The organism is Curtobacterium herbarum, from assembly GCF_016907335.1.
Taxonomy (GTDB): domain Bacteria; phylum Actinomycetota; class Actinomycetes; order Actinomycetales; family Microbacteriaceae; genus Curtobacterium; species Curtobacterium herbarum.
The window spans coordinates 1,136,727-1,153,808 of the sequence record NZ_JAFBBT010000001.1; the positions used below are offsets into that span (position 1 = coordinate 1,136,727).

11 protein-coding genes, 1 tRNA gene and 1 other RNA gene are annotated in these 17,082 nt (G+C 72.0%); 10 read left to right on the plus strand and 3 right to left on the minus strand.

Going from position 1 to position 17,082, the window contains the following annotated elements; translation table 11 throughout:
* Nucleotides 1–335: 335 nt before the first annotated feature.
* Both JOD51_RS05585 and JOD51_RS05590 read left to right on the plus strand, forming a co-directional pair.
* Nucleotides 336–1,592, plus strand: coding sequence for a multidrug effflux MFS transporter (locus JOD51_RS05585; RefSeq protein ID WP_259558916.1), 1,257 nt, complete (start codon nucleotides 336–338; stop codon nucleotides 1,590–1,592).
* A gap of 66 nt (nucleotides 1,593–1,658) precedes the next feature.
* Nucleotides 1,659–3,671 carry a helicase HerA-like domain-containing protein gene (locus JOD51_RS05590; RefSeq protein WP_204607386.1) on the plus strand — a complete coding sequence of 671 codons (2,013 nt, stop codon included), beginning with the start codon at nucleotides 1,659–1,661 and terminating at the stop codon, nucleotides 3,669–3,671.
* Nucleotides 3,672–3,726: 55 nt separating this feature from the next.
* Here the strand turns inward: JOD51_RS05590 and JOD51_RS05595 are convergent, their stop codons facing one another.
* Nucleotides 3,727–4,368, minus strand: a complete 642-nt coding sequence (locus tag JOD51_RS05595) for a hypothetical protein (RefSeq protein ID WP_204607387.1) — start codon at nucleotides 4,366–4,368, stop codon at nucleotides 3,727–3,729.
* Nucleotides 4,369–4,780: 412 nt separating this feature from the next.
* Nucleotides 4,781–4,865, minus strand: a tRNA-Ser gene (locus JOD51_RS05600).
* A gap of 118 nt (nucleotides 4,866–4,983) precedes the next feature.
* Here JOD51_RS05600 and pta point away from each other — a divergent pair.
* Nucleotides 4,984–7,113, plus strand: coding sequence for a phosphate acetyltransferase (gene pta, locus JOD51_RS05605; protein WP_204607388.1), 2,130 nt, complete (start codon nucleotides 4,984–4,986; stop codon nucleotides 7,111–7,113).
* Nucleotides 7,110–8,306, plus strand: coding sequence for an acetate/propionate family kinase (locus JOD51_RS05610; RefSeq protein WP_204607389.1), 1,197 nt, complete (start codon nucleotides 7,110–7,112; stop codon nucleotides 8,304–8,306). Before pta ends, JOD51_RS05610 begins: the two co-directional genes overlap by 4 nt.
* A gap of 108 nt (nucleotides 8,307–8,414) precedes the next feature.
* Here JOD51_RS05610 and JOD51_RS05615 read toward each other — a convergent pair whose 3' ends face one another.
* Complete coding sequence (locus tag JOD51_RS05615; RefSeq protein ID WP_204607390.1) at nucleotides 8,415–9,089, minus strand: NAD(P)H-binding protein; 675 nt, start codon at nucleotides 9,087–9,089, stop codon at nucleotides 8,415–8,417.
* A 37-nt stretch (nucleotides 9,090–9,126) separates the two neighbouring features.
* Between JOD51_RS05615 and ffs the strand changes: the two genes are divergently transcribed.
* The 6 genes from ffs to JOD51_RS05645 all read left to right on the plus strand — a co-directional run bounded on the left by ffs (nucleotide 9,127) and on the right by JOD51_RS05645 (nucleotide 17,061).
* Nucleotides 9,127–9,223: signal recognition particle sRNA small type (gene ffs, locus JOD51_RS05620), an RNA gene on the plus strand.
* A gap of 226 nt (nucleotides 9,224–9,449) precedes the next feature.
* Entirely contained in the window at nucleotides 9,450–12,377 is a 2,928-nt protein-coding gene (locus tag JOD51_RS05625) for a DNA polymerase III subunit gamma and tau (protein WP_204607391.1), read from the plus strand.
* Nucleotides 12,377–12,976, plus strand: coding sequence for a recombination mediator RecR (gene recR, locus JOD51_RS05630; protein WP_204607392.1), 600 nt, complete (start codon nucleotides 12,377–12,379; stop codon nucleotides 12,974–12,976). The genes JOD51_RS05625 and recR overlap by 1 nt, the downstream gene beginning before the upstream one ends.
* 139 nt (nucleotides 12,977–13,115) lie before the next feature.
* Nucleotides 13,116–14,381 carry an aspartate kinase gene (locus JOD51_RS05635; protein ID WP_204607393.1) on the plus strand — a complete coding sequence of 422 codons (1,266 nt, stop codon included), beginning with the start codon at nucleotides 13,116–13,118 and terminating at the stop codon, nucleotides 14,379–14,381.
* A gap of 17 nt (nucleotides 14,382–14,398) precedes the next feature.
* Entirely contained in the window at nucleotides 14,399–15,463 is a 1,065-nt protein-coding gene (locus JOD51_RS05640; protein ID WP_204607394.1) for an aspartate-semialdehyde dehydrogenase, read from the plus strand.
* Nucleotides 15,464–15,573: 110 nt separating this feature from the next.
* Entirely contained in the window at nucleotides 15,574–17,061 is a 1,488-nt protein-coding gene (locus JOD51_RS05645) for a malate:quinone oxidoreductase (RefSeq protein ID WP_204607395.1), read from the plus strand.
* The last annotated feature ends 21 nt before the right edge of the window (nucleotides 17,062–17,082 follow it).

The window sequence follows — 17,082 nt, forward strand, 5'->3', positions numbered from 1 at the left end:
GCGCGCGGTCGGGAGTCCGACGGTACCGCACCGCCCGGTCGGGCCACGCGTCCGCCGCACCGCCGGCCCGGCCACGGGTGTGCCGCACCGCCGGCCCGGCCACACGTCTGCCGCACCGGCGTCGGGGACGCACGGCGTGCCTCCGGGGCGTGGGCGGCACCGTGGCCGCGTGGCCGCGTGGCCGCGTGGCCGACGCCGAGCCAGGCCGTGGAGCGCGGACCGTCCCGTCCGACGGTTGTCGCCCGTCCGGACGAACCCGTACCATGGTGGAACGGACCGAATCGATTCGAGCGGCCGATCCCACCCTCTTCTCATCCCCTCCGGAGGATCCCCTCGTGTCCGCGCCCGCGACCACCGGTTCCCACAAGATCGTCCTGCACCCCGGCGACTCGCTGACCCGTGCCCAGCGTCTGGTCTACGTCTTCGTGCTCGGTGCGCTCACCGCGCTCGGGCCGTTCACGATCGACCTGTACCTGCCGGCGTTCCCGTCGCTCGAGCGGGACCTCGGCATCTCCGAGGGTGCCGTCCAGCTCACCCTGACGGCGACGACCCTCGGCTTCGCGGTCGGGCAGCTGCTCGTCGGTCCGTGGAGCGACAAGGTCGGTCGCCGACTGCCGCTCATCGTCGCGACGAGCGTGCACGTCGTCGCGTCGATCTGCGCCGCCCTCGCGCCGAACGTCGAGGTCCTCGCCGTGTTCCGCGTGCTGCAGGGCATGGGCGCCGCGGCCGGAGGCGTCGTCGCGATGGCGACCGTCCGCGACCTGTTCGGCGGCAAGCCGCTCGTCCGGATGCTCTCGCGTCTGGCGATGGTCAACGGGCTGGCGCCGATCCTCGCACCGCTCATCGGCTCGCAGATGCTCCGGTTCGTCTCGTGGCGCGGGATCTTCGTGTTCCTCGCCTGCTACGGCACCGCCGTCGTGATCGCGTCGATCCTGCTCATCGTCGAGACCCTGCCGAAGGAGCGTCGCCAGGAGGCCGGGCACTCCACCATCGGGCAGCGGTACCGTGCCCTCTTCTCGGACCGGATCTTCGTCGGCGTCGCCCTGATCGGCGCGATGGTGTTCAGCGGGCTGTTCTCGTACCTCAGCGCGTCGCCGTTCCTGTTCCAGGGGGTGTTCGGGCTCGATCCGCAGCAGTACGGGCTGCTCTTCGCGGTGAACTCGGTCGGCGTCGTCCTCGGTGTGCAGATCTCGTCGCGACTGGCGCAGCGGGTCGGTCCGCAGTGGATCCTGGCGTGCTCGACCGCGACGCTGTTCCTCGCTGCCCTGGCGATCGTGGTCCTCGACCAGCTCGGCGCCGGGCTCATCGGTGTGCTCGTCCCGCTGTGGTTCTACATCGCCGCGTGCGGGTTCTCGTTCCCGCTCGTGCAGGTGATCGGACTCGCCTCGCACGGCAAGGAGGCGGGGACCGCCGCCTCGCTCCTCGGTGCCCTGAACTTCGGCGTCGCCGGGCTGATCTCCCCGGTCGTCGGGCTGCTCGGCATCGCGACCGCCACCCCGATGGCGCTCGTGATGGGCTCCACCGCGGCCGTCGCGATCCTGGTGCTCTGGGTCGTGGTCCGGCCGCGCACCGTCCCGGCGCTGACGCACTGACCGGGTTCTCCACAGGGCGTCCGGACGTCCGGACGGCGGGAGCGGCGCGTCCCTAGGCTGTGCCGCATGGACGACGACGCGGTGGAGCAGGCACGGGCAGCGGCGGTGGCTGCGCGCGCGGCAGCGGACGAGGCGGTGCGACTGGCAGAGGACGCGGCGCGGCGGGCCGAGGAGCTCGCGGCCGCCCTGCAGCCCGCTCCGGAGGCTCGGCGCACGTCCGACGCCGAGCCGACGCCCGTCGCGTCGCCTGTGGTCGCAGCGCCCGTGGCTCCCGTGGCGTCTGCACCGCCCGTGGCGCCCGTGGCGCCTGCACCGCCCGCGGCACCCGTGGCGCCAGTGGCGTCCGGTCCGCTCGGTGCCGAGGCGGTCGCCGCCGTCCGGCAGGGCTACCAGCTCGCGGGCAGCGTGCTCGAGCTCGGCGTCCTCGTCAACGGCGACGCGGTCCCCGACGTGCCGATCCGCATCCCGCTCGGCATGCTCAACCGGCACGGCCTGGTGGCCGGTGCGACGGGCACCGGCAAGACCCGCACCCTCCAGCTGCTCGCCGAGCAGATCGCCACCGCCGGGGTGCCGGTCTTCGCCGCGGACGTGAAGGGCGACCTCTCCGGCCTCGGGCTGCCCGGTGCGCCGAGCGACCGCCTGCTCGAGCGGACGACGGGGATCGGCCAGGACTGGTCACCCGCAGCCGTGCCGGTGGAGCTGTACTCCCTGGGCGGGCAGGGGACCGGGGTGCCGATCCGGGCGACGGTGTCCGGCTTCGGTCCGCTGCTGCTCGCCAAGGTCCTCGGGCTGAACCACACGCAGGAGTCCTCACTCGGCCTGGTGTTCCACTACGCCGAACGCGCCGGGCTGCCCCTGGTGGACCTCACCGACCTGCGGAGTGTCCTGACCTTCCTGACCAGCGCCGCGGGCACGGCGGAACTGGCGGAGCTCGGCGGGCTGTCCAAGCAGACCGCGGGCGTCATCCTCCGCGAGCTCATCACGTTCGCCGACGCCGGCGCCGACCAGTTCTTCGGCGAGCCGGAGATCGACACCCGGCTGTTCCTCCGGCGGACGGCCGACGGACCGGGCATCGTGAGCCTGCTCGAGGTGCCGGGCGTGCAGGACCGGCCGGAGGTCTTCTCCACCTTCCTGATGTGGCTGCTGGCCGAACTGTTCAACGAGCTGCCCGAGGTGGGGGACCGCGACCGTCCGGAACTCGTGTTCTTCCTCGACGAGGCACACCTGCTGTTCGACGGCGCCTCGAAGGACTTCCGCGACCAGATCGTCCGGACCGTCCGGCTGATCCGCTCGAAGGGCGTCGGCATCGTGTTCGTCACCCAGAGCCCCGAGGACCTGCCGAGCGAGGTCCTGGCGCAGCTCGGGTCACGCATCCAGCACCAGCTCCGTGCGCACACCCCGGACGACGCCAAGGCCCTCCGCGCGGCGGTGTCGACGTACCCGACGAGCGACTACGACCTGGCGCAGGTGCTGACCTCCCTGGCGACCGGTGAGGCGATCGTCACCGTGATGGACGAACGCGGTGCGCCGACCCCGGTGGCGTGGACCCGGCTCCGGGCACCGCGCGGCTCGATGGACCCGATGCCCGCCGACGTGATGCGGGCGCGTGTGGACGCCTCGCCGCTCCTCGCGACCTACGGCACCCGGGTCGACCCGGACTCGGCGCACGAGATGCTCGCCCGCCGGCTCGAGTCGGCGGCGGCCCAGGCGGCGGCGGAGGACGCAGCCGAGGCAGCTGCCGAGGCGGCTGCCGACGCCGAGCGTGCGGCCGCGACGGCACAGGCCGAGGCCGCGCGCCGAGCGGCAGCGGACGCGAAGCGCGAGGCGAAGGAACGCGCGGCAGCGCAGGCGGAGTACGAGAAGGCGCAGCGGGACGTCGAGCGTGCCGACCGCGCGGCAGCGGAACGGCGATCGCGCTCGTCGGCGCGGTCGGGACGGTCGGGACGGTCGTCGACCTCGCGGTCGAGCGGCGACCCGCTGAGCGACCTGCTCGGTGGTGCGCTCGGCAGCTCGCTCGGACGGTCGATCGCGAAGGAGGTCGTCCGGGGCGTGTTCTCGACGCTGCGCCGGCGCCGGTGACGGTCGGCGTACTCGGGTGCCGGGTGCAGTCGGTGCCCGACGGCAGGAGCCCTCGCTAGCGCCGCCCGAGCCCCAGGGCCTCGGCGATCAGCAGCCCGGCGACCAGCAGCACGGTCACGCCGCCGACGAGCACGTACGCCCGGGGACGCTCGTACCAGGCGCGGATGCCGGGCCAGCGCCGGGCGAACTCCCGCGACGACATCGGCCGGGGGAGCCGGGTGGTCCGGACGTCCAGGACGTCGACAAGGCGGTCGATCCCGTCGTCGCCCCAGACCTCGCCCCGCATCCGGAAGAGTGGGTCACCGGCCGCATCGACGGCGACGAGTTCGCGACTGGTGCGGTCGACCGCGGCACCGTGGGTGACGGCGAGCACGATCTCGTGCACCTGGGACCGGAAGAACGAGCGACGAGCGCTGAGGATCCCGCGGATCGTGACCCGGTCCGGGTCGAGCGCGACGAAGGACGACCGCAGGCGCAGGAACACGGCGAGGACGGCCGCGGTGAAGAGCCCGACCACGCCGCCGACGACGAGCCACGGGCCGTTCGGCACGGCGACCCAGACGACGGCGACGGCGATCGGGACGGCCGAGAAGCCGATGCTCAGCGCCGTCGAGCGCACGAGAGCAGCCCGCGGTCGGATGACCACGTCTGCGGTGCTGGTGTCGAGCGGTGTCGCTCGTGCCGTCGTTGCCCCCACGGCAGGCCTCCTCGTCCCCGAACCGCACCGGATCGCCCGCCGGCCACCCCGGGTACCGGGGCTCGACCGCATGGGCGACGCTCGCGCCGGGTCCGACTCGCAGTCGGTCCCGTGACGGCGCTCGTGCCGTCCGATGCTCCTGAGCCGACCGGGTCCCTCCGGCGTGCTCGGTCCGGTCAGCATAGGGGAGAGATCGGCACCGGGACAGGCCGGACGCCGCTTCGTGGACGGTGTCCAGCGGACGGGGTGCGTGCTGGTCCGCAGCCTGGGGGACCAGCGGTGGGCGGGCCTCCAGGCCGGACCGGCGAGACGGGCCGGACAGGCCCACCAGGCCCACCAGGGAACAGGTGGGACACAGCCCGGAACGACGGAACCCCCGCAGCGTGCGCTGCGGGGGTTCCGTCTCGATCTGCGGAGGATGGGGGATTCGAACCCCCGAGGGCTTGCACCCAACACGCTTTCCAAGCGTGCGCCATAGGCCACTAGGCGAATCCTCCGTGCCACCACCTCGCGGTGACGACACCCCATGGTACAGGTCGGCGAGGGTGCTCACGACCATCGGCCCTCACGGGTGCTCCGGAGGTCCAAGCACCTGCGAGGTCTACCCTGGGGAAGGTGTCGACCCGCATCTACATCACGTCAGCAGAAGGACACACCGGGAAGAGCACCGTCGCACTCGGCGTGCTCGAGACGCTCGCCCGCACCGTCGGCCGCGTCGGCGTCTTCCGACCGGTCGCGCGGTCGGTCGCCGAGCCCGACTACGTCCTCGAGCTCCTGCTCCAGCACACCGCCGTCGGGATCCCGTACGACGACGCGGTGGGGGTGACCTACGACGATGTGCACGCCGACCCGGACGCGGCCCTCGCGACGATCATCACCCGCTTCGGCCAGGTCGAGCGGCGCTGCGACGCCGTGGTCGTCCTCGGCTCCGACTACACCGACGTCGGCAGCCCCACCGAGCTCTCCTTCAACGCGAAGGTCGCCGCGAACCTCGGAGCCCCGGTGCTCCTGGTGCTCGGCGGGCGGGACTCGGCCGAGCGTGCGCCCCGGACCGCGGACGACATGGCGCAGGTCGCCGACGTCACCACGAGCGAACTCCGCGCCGAGCACGCCCAGCTCCTCGGCGTCGTGGTGAACCGGACGGACCCGGACGCCCTCGAGTCGATCGTGGCGAGCGTCACCACCGCGGTGCACGACCACCACCCGGACGCCCCGGTGTGGGCGATCCCGGAGGACGCGGTCCTCGTCGCCCCGACCGTGCGTGCCCTCCTCGCCGCGACCGGGGCGACCCTGGTCCGCGGTGACGACGCGCTGCTCGACCGAGAGGCCCTGGGCACCGTGGTCGCCGGCATGAGCATGGAGAACGTCCTCCCGCGGCTCATCGAGGGCGGCATCGTCGTCGTCCCCGGCGACCGCAACGACGTCCTCATCGCCACGCTGCTCGCCAACGAGTCGGAGACGTTCCCGAGCGTCGCCGGGGTGATCCTCAACGGCGGCTTCGAGACGGCGCCGCCGATCGCCCGGCTGCTCGAGGGCCTGTCGAGCTCGCTGCCGATCGCGCAGAGCGACCTCGGCACCTACGACACCGCGCTCCGGATCACCCAGACGCGCGGTCGGCTCGCCGCGGACTCGCCCCGGAAGGCCGAGCTGGCCCTGGCGCTCTTCGAACGACACGTGGACGCCGAGGCCCTGCTCGCCCGACTCCAGGTGACGCCGTCCGGAGTGGTGACACCGCTGATGTTCGAGCACGGGCTCATCGACCGGGCCCGCGAGCACCGGAAGCACATCGTCCTGCCCGAGGGTGACGACGACCGCATCCTCCGCGCCGCCTCGACACTGCTGCAGCGGCAGGTGTGCGACCTGACGATCCTCGGTGACCCGGCCGCCGTCCGTGCCCGGGCGACCGAGCTCGGCCTGGACCTCGACGCGGCGCAGCTGCTCTCCCCGTTCGACCCGGAACTGCGGGAACGGTTCGCCGAGGAGTACACGGCCCTCCGCGCCCACAAGGGCATGAGCATCGAGCTCGCCCGCGACACCGTCACCGACGTGTCGTACTTCGGCACGCTCATGGTGCAGCTCGGCCTGGCCGACGGCATGGTCTCCGGCGCGAAGCACACCACGGCACACACCATCCGACCGTCGTTCGAGATCATCAAGACCCGGCCGGACACCTCCATCGTGTCGAGCGTGTTCCTGATGGCCCTGGCCGACCGGGTGCTGGTCTACGGCGACTGCGCCGTGATCCCGGACCCGACCAGCGAGCAGCTCGCCGACATCGCGATCTCGTCCGCCGAGACGGCCACCCAGTTCGGCATCGAGCCCCGGGTCGCGATGCTCAGCTACTCGACCGGCGACAGCGGGTCGGGGGCGGACGTCGACAAGGTCCGAGCGGGCACCGCCTTCGTCCGCGAGCGTCGCCCCGACCTGCCCGTCGAGGGGCCGATCCAGTACGACGCCGCCGCCGACCCGACGGTCGCGAGCACGAAGATGCCCGGCTCCCCGGTCGCCGGGCAGGCCACCGTGTTCATCTTCCCGGACCTCAACACCGGCAACAACACGTACAAGGCCGTGCAGCGCTCGGCCGGTGCGGTCGCGATCGGGCCGGTCCTGCAGGGGTTGCGCAAGCCGATCAACGACCTGTCCCGCGGCGCCCTCGTCAGCGACATCGTCAACACCGTCGCCATCACCGCGATCCAGGCCGGCACGGCAGCGCCGACCACCCGAACAGAAAGCGACCCCTCGTGAGTGCAGCCCTCGTCGTCAACTCCGGCTCGAGTTCGTTCAAGTACCAGCTCATCGAACTCGACGACGAGCGCACACTCGCGTCCGGTCTCGTCGAACGCATCGGCGAGTCCCGCGGGTCGTGGAAGCACACCAACGCGGTGACGGGGGAGACCTCCTCCAACGACAGTGCCGAGGTCCCCGACCACGCCGCCGGTTTCCAGGCGATGATCGACGCGTTCGGCAAGGTCGGGCCGTCCTTCGACGAGCACCCGCCCGCCGTCGTCGGGCACCGTGTCGTGCACGGCGGGACCCGCTTCGACCAGGCCACCGTCGTCACCGACGAGGTCGAGCAGCAGATCGACGACCTGTCGAGCCTCGCGCCCCTGCACAACCCGGCGAACCTCGAGGGGATCCGGGCCGCGAAGCAGGTCTTCTCGGACGTCCCGCACGTCGCCGTGTTCGACACCGCGTTCCACCAGACGATGCCGCCGCACGCGTACACCTACGCGATCCCGGCAGACCTCGCCGAGCAGTACCAGATCCGCCGCTACGGCATGCACGGCACGAGCCACAAGTACGTCTCCGAGCAGGCCGCCGTCTTCCTCGACCGGCCGCTCGCGGAGCTCAAGACGATCGTCCTGCACCTCGGCAACGGGGCGTCGGCCGCCGCCATCGACGGCGGCAGGTCGATCGAGACGTCGATGGGGCTCACGCCGCTCGAAGGGCTCGTGATGGGCACCCGCTCCGGCGACCTCGACCCCGCCGTCCTCATCCACCTGCACCGCGAGGCCGGGCTGTCCTTCGACGAACTCGACACCATGCTCAACAAGCAGTCGGGGCTCCTCGGCCTCACCGGCAGCGGCGACATGCGCGACGTGCAGGACGCCGCGACGAAGGGTGACGAAACGGCGGAGGCGGCGCTCGCCGTGTACCGCCACCGCATCCGCCGCTACGTGGGCGCCTACACCGCCCAGCTCGGCGGGCTCGACGCCGTCGTGTTCACCGCCGGGGTGGGGGAGAACAACGCGCTGCTCCGCCGTCGCGTGCTCGCGGGGCTCGAGCACCTGGGCATCGAGATCGACCCGGACCGCAACGAGCTGCACTCCAAGGAGGCCCGCCGCATCTCGACGGACGCCTCCCGGGTCGCGGTCCTCGTCATCCCGACCGACGAGGAACTCGAGATCGCTCGGCAGTCGGCAGCCGTCGCGCTCTGACCCGCGTCGCGCCGCCGGCCGGTGTCGCGCTCGACGCGACCCGTGACGGACGGGAGGCCCACCACCGGACCGGTGGTGGGCCTGGCGTCCGTCAGCTGGTCCGGTCCGTCAACCGAGCGCGTTGAGCGCGGCCGGGATCGGGGTGTCGCCGCTGGTGACCTCGAACTGCTTGCCGACCGCCGAGTCGTCGAGCAACGCGTGCAGGACGACGGCCGCGACGTCCGCGCGGGGGATCGACCCGCGCGGGACCGTGCGACCCACCGTCACCGTGCCCTGCGGCGGCGTGTCGAGCAGGCGCCCTGGACGGACGATCGTCCAGCGGAACCGGCGCATCCGCACGTTCGCGTCCGCCTCGGCCTTCGCGCGGAGGTACACCTGGAACACGTCGTCCTCGTTCTGCGCGGGCACCTTCGCGCGCTCCGGGTCGTACGCGTCGGCACCCATCGACGAGATCATCACGAAGCGGTCGATGTCGAGACGCACCGCCGCCTCGGCGAGCAGCAGGGCGGCGTCCCGGTCGACCGACAGCTTCCGCTCGGCGCCGCTGTCCGGCCCAGCACCCGCAGCGAACACCACCGCGTCCACGCCGCGCAGCCGGAGCGCCAGCTCCTCCTCGCTGAGCTGCTCCAGGTCGGCGACGAGTGCTCGCGCACCCGTCTGCTCGACGTCGGAGACGTGCGCGGGGTTCCGGACGATGCCGATGGCGTCGTGGCCGGCGTCGGAGATGAGGCGTTCGAGGACCAGGGCGATCTGGCCGTGTCCCCCTGCGATGGCGATCTTCATGGGTTCGATGCTCCTCCTTCCGTCCGGTAGAGTGTTCAGCGGCTCCTCACGTGACGCCATCCAGGCCAACTCCCCCAGGGCGGAAACGCAGCAAGGGTAACCGGGCTCTGGCGGGTGCGTGAGGAGTCTTCTTCGTTTCGGGGGCGTGCTCGCGACCGACACCGGGGCTGTGTGGGTTGCGTGCGTGAGGAGTCTTCTTCGTTTCCGGGGCGTGCTCGCGACCGACACCGGGGCTGTGTGGGTTGCGTGCGTGAGGAGTCTTCTTCGTTTCCGGGGCGTGCTCTCGCTCTGTTGCGAGTGCCGCCGGTTGGCTGTGGAGAGCGGTGTCGAGGTGTCGGCGGTCCCGACTACCCTGGTCGCGTGGTCACCGCCCTGTATCGCCGTTACCGGCCCGAGAACTTCGCCGAGCTGATCGGGCAGTCGCAGGTGACGGACCCGCTCCGCACCGCACTCCGTACGAACCGCGTCAACCACGCGTACCTGTTCAGCGGCCCGCGCGGCTGCGGCAAGACCACCTCGGCGCGCATCCTCGCCCGCTGCCTGAACTGTGCCGAGGGCCCGACCGACACCCCGTGCGGCGTCTGCCCCAGCTGTGTCGAACTCGCGCGTGGCGGCAGCGGCTCCCTCGACGTGATCGAGATCGACGCCGCCAGCCACAACGGTGTCGACGACGCCCGCGACCTCCGCGACCGCGCCGTGTTCGCCCCGGCCCGCGACCGCTACAAGATCTTCATCCTCGACGAAGCGCACATGGTGACGCCGCAGGGCTTCAACGCGCTGCTCAAGCTGGTCGAGGAACCGCCCGAGCACGTCAAGTTCATCTTCGCCACCACCGAGCCCGAGAAGGTCATCGGCACCATCCGGTCGCGGACCCACCACTACCCGTTCCGCCTGGTCCCGCCGGCCACCATGCTCGAGTACATCGAGCAGCTCTGCGCGCAGGAGTCCGTCTCCGTCGCACCCGGCGTGCTGCCGCTCGTGGTCCGGGCCGGCGGCGGTTCGGTCCGGGACACCCTGTCGCTGCTCGACCAGCTGATGGCCGGCAGCGAAGACGGCGCGATCGCCTACGAGCGGGCCGTCGCCCTGCTCGGGTACACCGACGCCGCCCTGCTCGACGACGTGGTCGACGCGCTCGCCGTGGCCGACCCGGCGTCGGCGTTCTCGGCGATCGACCGCGTGGTCCAGACCGGCCAGGACCCGCGCCGTTTCGTCGAGGACCTGCTCGAACGACTCCGTGACCTGATCGTCGTCGCGGCCACGAACGAGAGCGCCGGAGCGGTCCTCCGTGGCGTCTCGCCCGAGGAGCTCGACACGATGTCCCGCCAGGCCGGCGTCTTCGGTGCCACCGCGCTGTCCCGCGGCGCCGACATCGCGAACCGTGCGCTCACCGAGATGACCGGCGCGACCTCGCCCCGACTGCACCTCGAACTCATGGTCGCCCGGATGCTCGTGCCCGAGGCGGACGACACCCAGCGCGGAGCGCTCGCCCGCGTCGAGCGCCTCGAGCGCCGAGTCGGTGTCGGCGATGCCGGGGGGCACCAGGCTCCGGCAGAGACGATGCCTGCTGCGGCCCCGGCCGCCAGGACGACGTCTGCTGCGGCACCGGTCGCTGCACCGCCGACCGCTGCGGCGACCCCGGAGACGTCTGCCGCGCCTCCTGTCCAGACCGCCCCGACGGGTGCCGCTCCGGTCAGCAAGGCGCCTGCCCCCATCGCACCTGCTGCCCCGGAGGCCCAGGCTGCGCACGCCGACGAGGGTCCGGGCGAAGCTGCGCGGGACGCCGCCGCATCGTGGGCCGCGGCGGTGCCGTCGAACGCTCCCGCTGCCCGACACCCGGAAGCCGCCGCCCCGGCAGCGGAGGCCGAGCCCGAGGGGCAGGCTTCGCCGTCCTCGACCGGCGTCGGCACCGTCATCGGCTCCGAGCCCGCGGTCCGTTCCGTCACACCGGTGGGCCTGCAGCAGATGCGGGACACCTGGCCGCAGATCGTCGAGCACGTGCAGCGCGCCAAGCGGTCCGCGTGGGCGGTCGTGGCGACGGCGCAGGTCACCGCGCTCAAGGACGACGTCCTGACCCTGACCTTCCCGAGCCAGCAGGACGTGGCCTCGTTCAAGGAGATGAGCGGGCCGGACACCAGCGTCAGCGAGCACCTGCGCAGCGCGATCACGGACCTGCTCGGTTTCCGGGTGAAGTTCGTCGCGCGTGGACCGGGCGCTGCCGGTGCCCGGCCGGCGCAGGCCCCGGCGAAGCAGGCACCCGCACAGCCGGCCCCCGCGCAGTCGGAACCGGCACAGCCGGCACGGGCCGAGGAGGCGCCGGCACAGCCGGCACCCGCGCAGTCGGCACCCGGCCACCCGACCGAGCGCGACGCGAAGCCACAGCAGGCCGATCGGCCCGCGCAGGAGTCGCCGCAGGCCGGACAGCCACGGCAGGCGCAGGCGCCGCAGCGGACGTCCGACCAGACGACCGGCACGACGTCGGACGACACGGCCCGGCCGCAGTCCGACCGCGCCCCGGCAGCACCGACGGTAGCTGACCGTCCGACAGCGGACCGTCCGGCATCGAAGCAGGGCGCACACGAGCAGGGCGCACACGAGCAGCGCGCGGCGGAGCAGTCCGCCGAGCGATCCACTGCCGAACGGCCTGCCGCCGAGCAGCCCGCAGCCCAGGACGCCGGCCCGGTCACCGAGTGGGCCGTCGCGACGATCCCCGCCTCGGACCCGACCACCGGCGCCGTGCCGGAGGACGTCGTCCCCGCCTGGGGTGCCCCGTTCGGCACGGTGCCCTCGGACGCGACCGTCGCTCCTGCCGAACCCACGGCACCGGCCGCACCTGCCGCGGCCAGCACGCCGCCGCAGCCGGCGAGCGGGACGACCCCCGGTGGCCAGGACCGCGCCCGAGGTGGGGCGTCGGCGACCGCAGCGGCCCCGGGTGGGTCCGCCGCGCCTCCCGTGCCGGCCGCCGGCATCCCGGTGGACGACTACCCGCTGGACGACGAGCCGTTCGACGACGGCGCCCCGTTCCCGGACCCCGGCCACGGTCGGACCGCCCCGGCGGGCCGCGCCCCGTCGCAGCCGGCCGCGCAGCAGACGGCAACCCAGCAGCCGGCCGCCGCGCAGCAGAGCGCCCAGCAGCCGTCGAGCGCCCCCGCACAGCAGGCCCAGCAGGCACCGGCCCGGTCCGGTGTGCGCCGCGCACCGGTGCCCGGGCGGTACGGCGAGGCGGTCGTGCGTGAGATCCTCGGCGCCCAGTTCATCGAGGAGACGTCGCTGAACGAGGGGACGATCTGATGTACGACGGCATCGTGCAGGACCTCATCGACGAGTTCGGGCGGCTGCCCGGCATCGGCCCGAAGTCGGCGCAGCGCATCGCGTTCCACATCCTGCAGACCGAGTCGTTCGACCCGACCCGCCTGTCGGAGCTCCTGGCGGACGTCAAGGAGCGGGTCCGCTTCTGCGAGGTCTGCGGCAACGTCACTGAGAACGTGCAGTGCAGCATCTGCCGCGACCCCCGACGCTCGCCGGCCACGATCTGCGTGGTCGAGGAGGCCAAGGACGTCGCCGCAATCGAGCGCACCCGCGAGTTCCGTGGGCTGTACCACGTGCTCGGCGGCGCGATCAGCCCGATCGACGGCATCGGACCGGACGACCTGCGGATCCAGCAGCTCATGGTCCGCCTCGCCGACGGCACGGTGGACGAGGTCATCATCGCCACGGACCCGAACCTCGAGGGCGAGGCGACCGCGACCTACCTCAGCCGGTTGCTCGTCCCGATGGGCATCCGGACGACCCGCCTGGCCTCGGGGCTGCCCGTCGGCGGCGACCTGGAGTACGCGGACGAGGTCACCCTCGGCCGTGCCTTCGAGGGCCGTCGGGTCGTCGGCGGCTGACCGGCCCGGTTCCGCGGGGCCCTCGAGCCACGCGGGATCGTTGCGTGCCGACCCGCTCGGACGCAACATCCGTGGAACACCGTCTACGATTGTCGAGCCGCGTGACGTCGCGGAGAACCGTCCCCAGGAGTGCGTGCCCGTGGCCTTGATCGTGCAGAAGTTCGGTGGTTCGTCCGTCGCGGATGCCGAGAGCATCAAGCGCGTCGCGAAGCGCATCGTGCAGACGAAGAAGGCCGGCAACGACGTCGTCGTGGCGGTGTCCGCGATGGGGGACACCACCGACGAACTCGTCGACCTGGCGCACGAGGTCACGCCGATCCCGGCCGGCCGCGAGCTCGACATGCTCCTCACCGCGGGCGAGCGGATCTCGATGGCGCTCCTCGCGATGGCGATCAAGAGCCTCGGCGTCGAAGCCTCGTCCTACACGGGCAGCCAGGCGGGCATGCTCACCGACGCCCAGCACGGCAAGGCCCGCATCGTCGACGTCACCCCGAAGCGCGTGCGGGAGGCGCTCGACGCCGGGCACGTCGCCATCGTCGCCGGCTTCCAGGGCTTCAACCGCACCACGGGGGAGATCACCACCCTCGGCCGCGGTGGCTCCGACACGACCGCCGTCGCCCTGGCCGCCGCGCTCGACGCCGACGTCTGCGAGATCTACACCGACGTCGACGGTATCTTCACCGCCGACCCCCGCATCGTGCCGAAGGCCCGCAAGATCGACCGGGTCACGACCGAGGAGATGCTCGAGCTCGCAGCCTCCGGTGCGAAGGTCCTCTACATCCGTGCCGTCGAGTACGCCCGCCGGCACGGTGTCACCCTGCACGTCCGTTCCTCGTTCAGCAACGTCGAGGGCACCATCGTCTACAACCCTGCCGAGGGGGAAACCGTGGAAGAACCGATCATCACCGGCATCGCCGGCGACCTCTCCGAGGGCAAGATCACCGTCGTCGGTGTGCCCGACCAGCCCGGGAAGGCGGCCGAGATCTTCACGATCGTGGCCCGCGCCGGCGCGAACATCGACATGATCGTGCAGAACGTCTCGGCGGCCTCGACCGGCCGGACCGACATCTCCTTCACGCTGCCGAAGGACCAGGGCCAGAGCGTGCTGACGGCGCTCGAGGTCTCGAAGTCGGACATCGGCTACGAGGGCATCCAGTACGACGACCAGATCGGCAAGCTCGCCCTGGTCGGCGCCGGCATGCGCACGAACGCCGGCGTCTCCGCGCAACTGTTCCGCGCGCTCCACGACGCCTCGATCAACATCGAGATGATCTCGACGTCGGAGATCCGCATCTCGGTCGTCACCCGCGCCGACACCCTGAACGAGGCCATGCGCGTCGTGCACGAGGCGTTCGGCCTCGACGCCGACAACGAGGCCGTCGTCTACGCCGGCACCGGCCGCTGAACCCGAGCAGGAGCACCATGCAGCACGACATCAGCCAGCTCACCGTCGCGGTCGTCGGCGCCACCGGTCAGGTCGGTGCCGTGATGCGCCGCCTGCTCGAGGAGCGCGACTTCCCGGCCGACACCGTCCGCTTCTTCGCGAGTGCCCGGTCCGCGGGGACGACGCTGCCGTTCCGTGGCCAGCAGATCGTGGTCGAGGACTCCGAGACCGCCGACCCGTCCGGCATCGACATCGCGCTCTTCTCGGCCGGTGCGACGGCGTCCCGCACGTTGGCACCCCGTTTCGCCGCGGCCGGTGCTCTGGTCATCGACAACTCGAGCGCCTGGCGACTCGACCCCCAGGTCCCGCTCGTGGTCAGCGAGGTGAACCCGGACGCGATCGACGCCGCCGAGAAGGGCATCATCGCGAACCCGAACTGCACGACGATGGCGATCATGCCGGTCCTCAAGGCGCTCGACACCGAGTCCGGCCTGCGTCGCCTGGTCGCGACGACCTACCAGGCGGTCTCCGGCAGCGGCCTGGCGGGGGTCGAGGAACTCCTCGGGCAGGCGCGCGCCGCACTCGAGCAGGACACCGCAGCGCTCACCCACGACGGCTCGGCCGTGACGTTCCCGGAGCCGGTCAAGTACGTCCGCCCGATCGCGTTCGACGTCGTCCCGCTCGCCGGCAGCATCGTCGAGGACGGCTCGGGCGAGACCGACGAGGAGCAGAAGCTCCGCAACGAGAGCCGGAAGATCCTCGACCTGCCGGACCTGCTCGTCGCCGGTACCTGTGTCCGCGTGCCCGTCTTCACCGGTCACTCGATCTCGGTGCACGCCGAGTTCGCGCGTCCGCTCTCGCCGGAGCGCGCGACCGAGGTGCTCGCGTCCGCCCCGGGCGTCGAACTCTCCGACGTGCCGACCCCGCTGCAGGCGGCCGGGCAGGACCCGACCTTCGTCGGTCGCATCCGCGCCGACCAGTCGGCACCCGCCGGACACGGTCTCGCGCTCTTCGTCAGCAACGACAACCTGCGGAAGGGCGCGGCGCTGAACGCCGTGCAGATCGCCGAGGTCGTCATCGCGCGTCGCGCGGTCCGCGTCTGACCGACGGCTGGCCGCCCGGACGGGAGGCGCGTCACCAGCTGGTGACGCGCCTCCCGTCCGTCTGTCGGCACGCCGGGCCGGTGGTCAGCGGTCGGAGGTAGGCTCGACGGGTGGCAGTGAAGCAGGTGGACCCCATCGATGTCGTCCTCGTCGGAGGAGGGATCATGAGCGCCACGCTCGCCGCGATCATCCACCGGCTCGAGCCGGACTGGAAGATCCGCGTGTACGAGCGGCTCGGCTCGGCTGCGCAGGAGTCGTCGAACCCGTGGAACAACGCCGGGACCGGCCACTCGGCGCTCTGCGAGCTGAACTACACGCCGGAGCTGCCGGACGGTCGCGTCGAGATCGCGAAGGCCGTGACGGTCAACGAGCAGTTCCAGGTCTCGCGCCAGTTCTGGTCGCACCTGGTCGAGGACGGCACCCTGCCCGACCCGACGAGCTTCATCAACCCGACCCCGCACATCTCGTTCGTGTGGGGCGCGGACAACGTCGCCTACATGCGTGCCCGCTACGACGCCATGAAGGACCACCCGCTCTTCGCCGGCCTCGAGTACAGCGAGGACGCCGAGCAGATCCGCAAGTGGGCACCGGCGCTCATCCCCGGTCGCAAGAAGGACCAGCCGATCGCGGCGACGTACTCCGCCGCCGGGTCGGACGTCGACTTCGGGTCGCTCACGCGGCAGCTGTTCGACCAGCTCGAGATCGACGGACTCGAGTTCGAGCCGTCGCACCGCGTGACCAAGATCGTCCGCTCGAAGGTGTCCGACGGGTGGGTGCTCGACGTCCGCAACGAGGTCGGTCGCACCAAGCAGCGCATCGCGGCGAACTTCGTCTTCGTCGGCGCGGGTGGTGGCGCCCTGCAGCTGCTGCAGAAGTCCGGCATCCCCGAGATCCGCGGCTACGGCGGCTTCCCGGTGTCCGGCGAGTTCCTCCGCACCGACGACCCCGAGGTGGTGCAGAAGCACTCAGCGAAGGTCTACGGCAAGGCGAGCGTCGGTGCTCCGCCGATGTCCGTGCCGCACCTGGACACCCGCATCGTGGACGGCAGCGCCTCGCTGATGTTCGGCCCGTACGCCGGGTTCAGCCCGAAGTTCCTCAAGCAGGGCTCGGTCCTCGACCTGTTCGCCTCGATCCGTCCGCACAACCTGCGGCCCATGCTCAGCGTCGCGTTCTCGAACTTCGACCTGGTGCGGTACCTGGTCGGGCAGCTCCTGGCGTCGAAGCAGGCCAAGTTCGACGCCCTCCGTGACTTCATGCCCGCTGCCGAGCCGGAGGACTGGCACCGGATCACGGCCGGGCAGCGCGTCCAGGTGATCAAGCCGGACAAGGACAAGGGCGGCGTCCTGCAGTTCGGCACCGAGGTCATCACGTCCGCGGACGGGTCGATCGCCGGGTTGCTCGGTGCCTCACCGGGCGCGTCGACGGCGGTCCCGATCATGCTGAGCATGCTCCGCAAGTGCTTCCCGGACCGGTGGGACGGCTGGCAGGGCGCCGTCCACGAGATGGTCCCGACCTACGGGCAGGACCTCGGCGACGACGCCGCGCTGGCGGACGCCACGCTCGAGCGCACTGCGGCGGTGCTCGGACTGCACCGCTGAACCCCACCGTCTTGCGTCTCG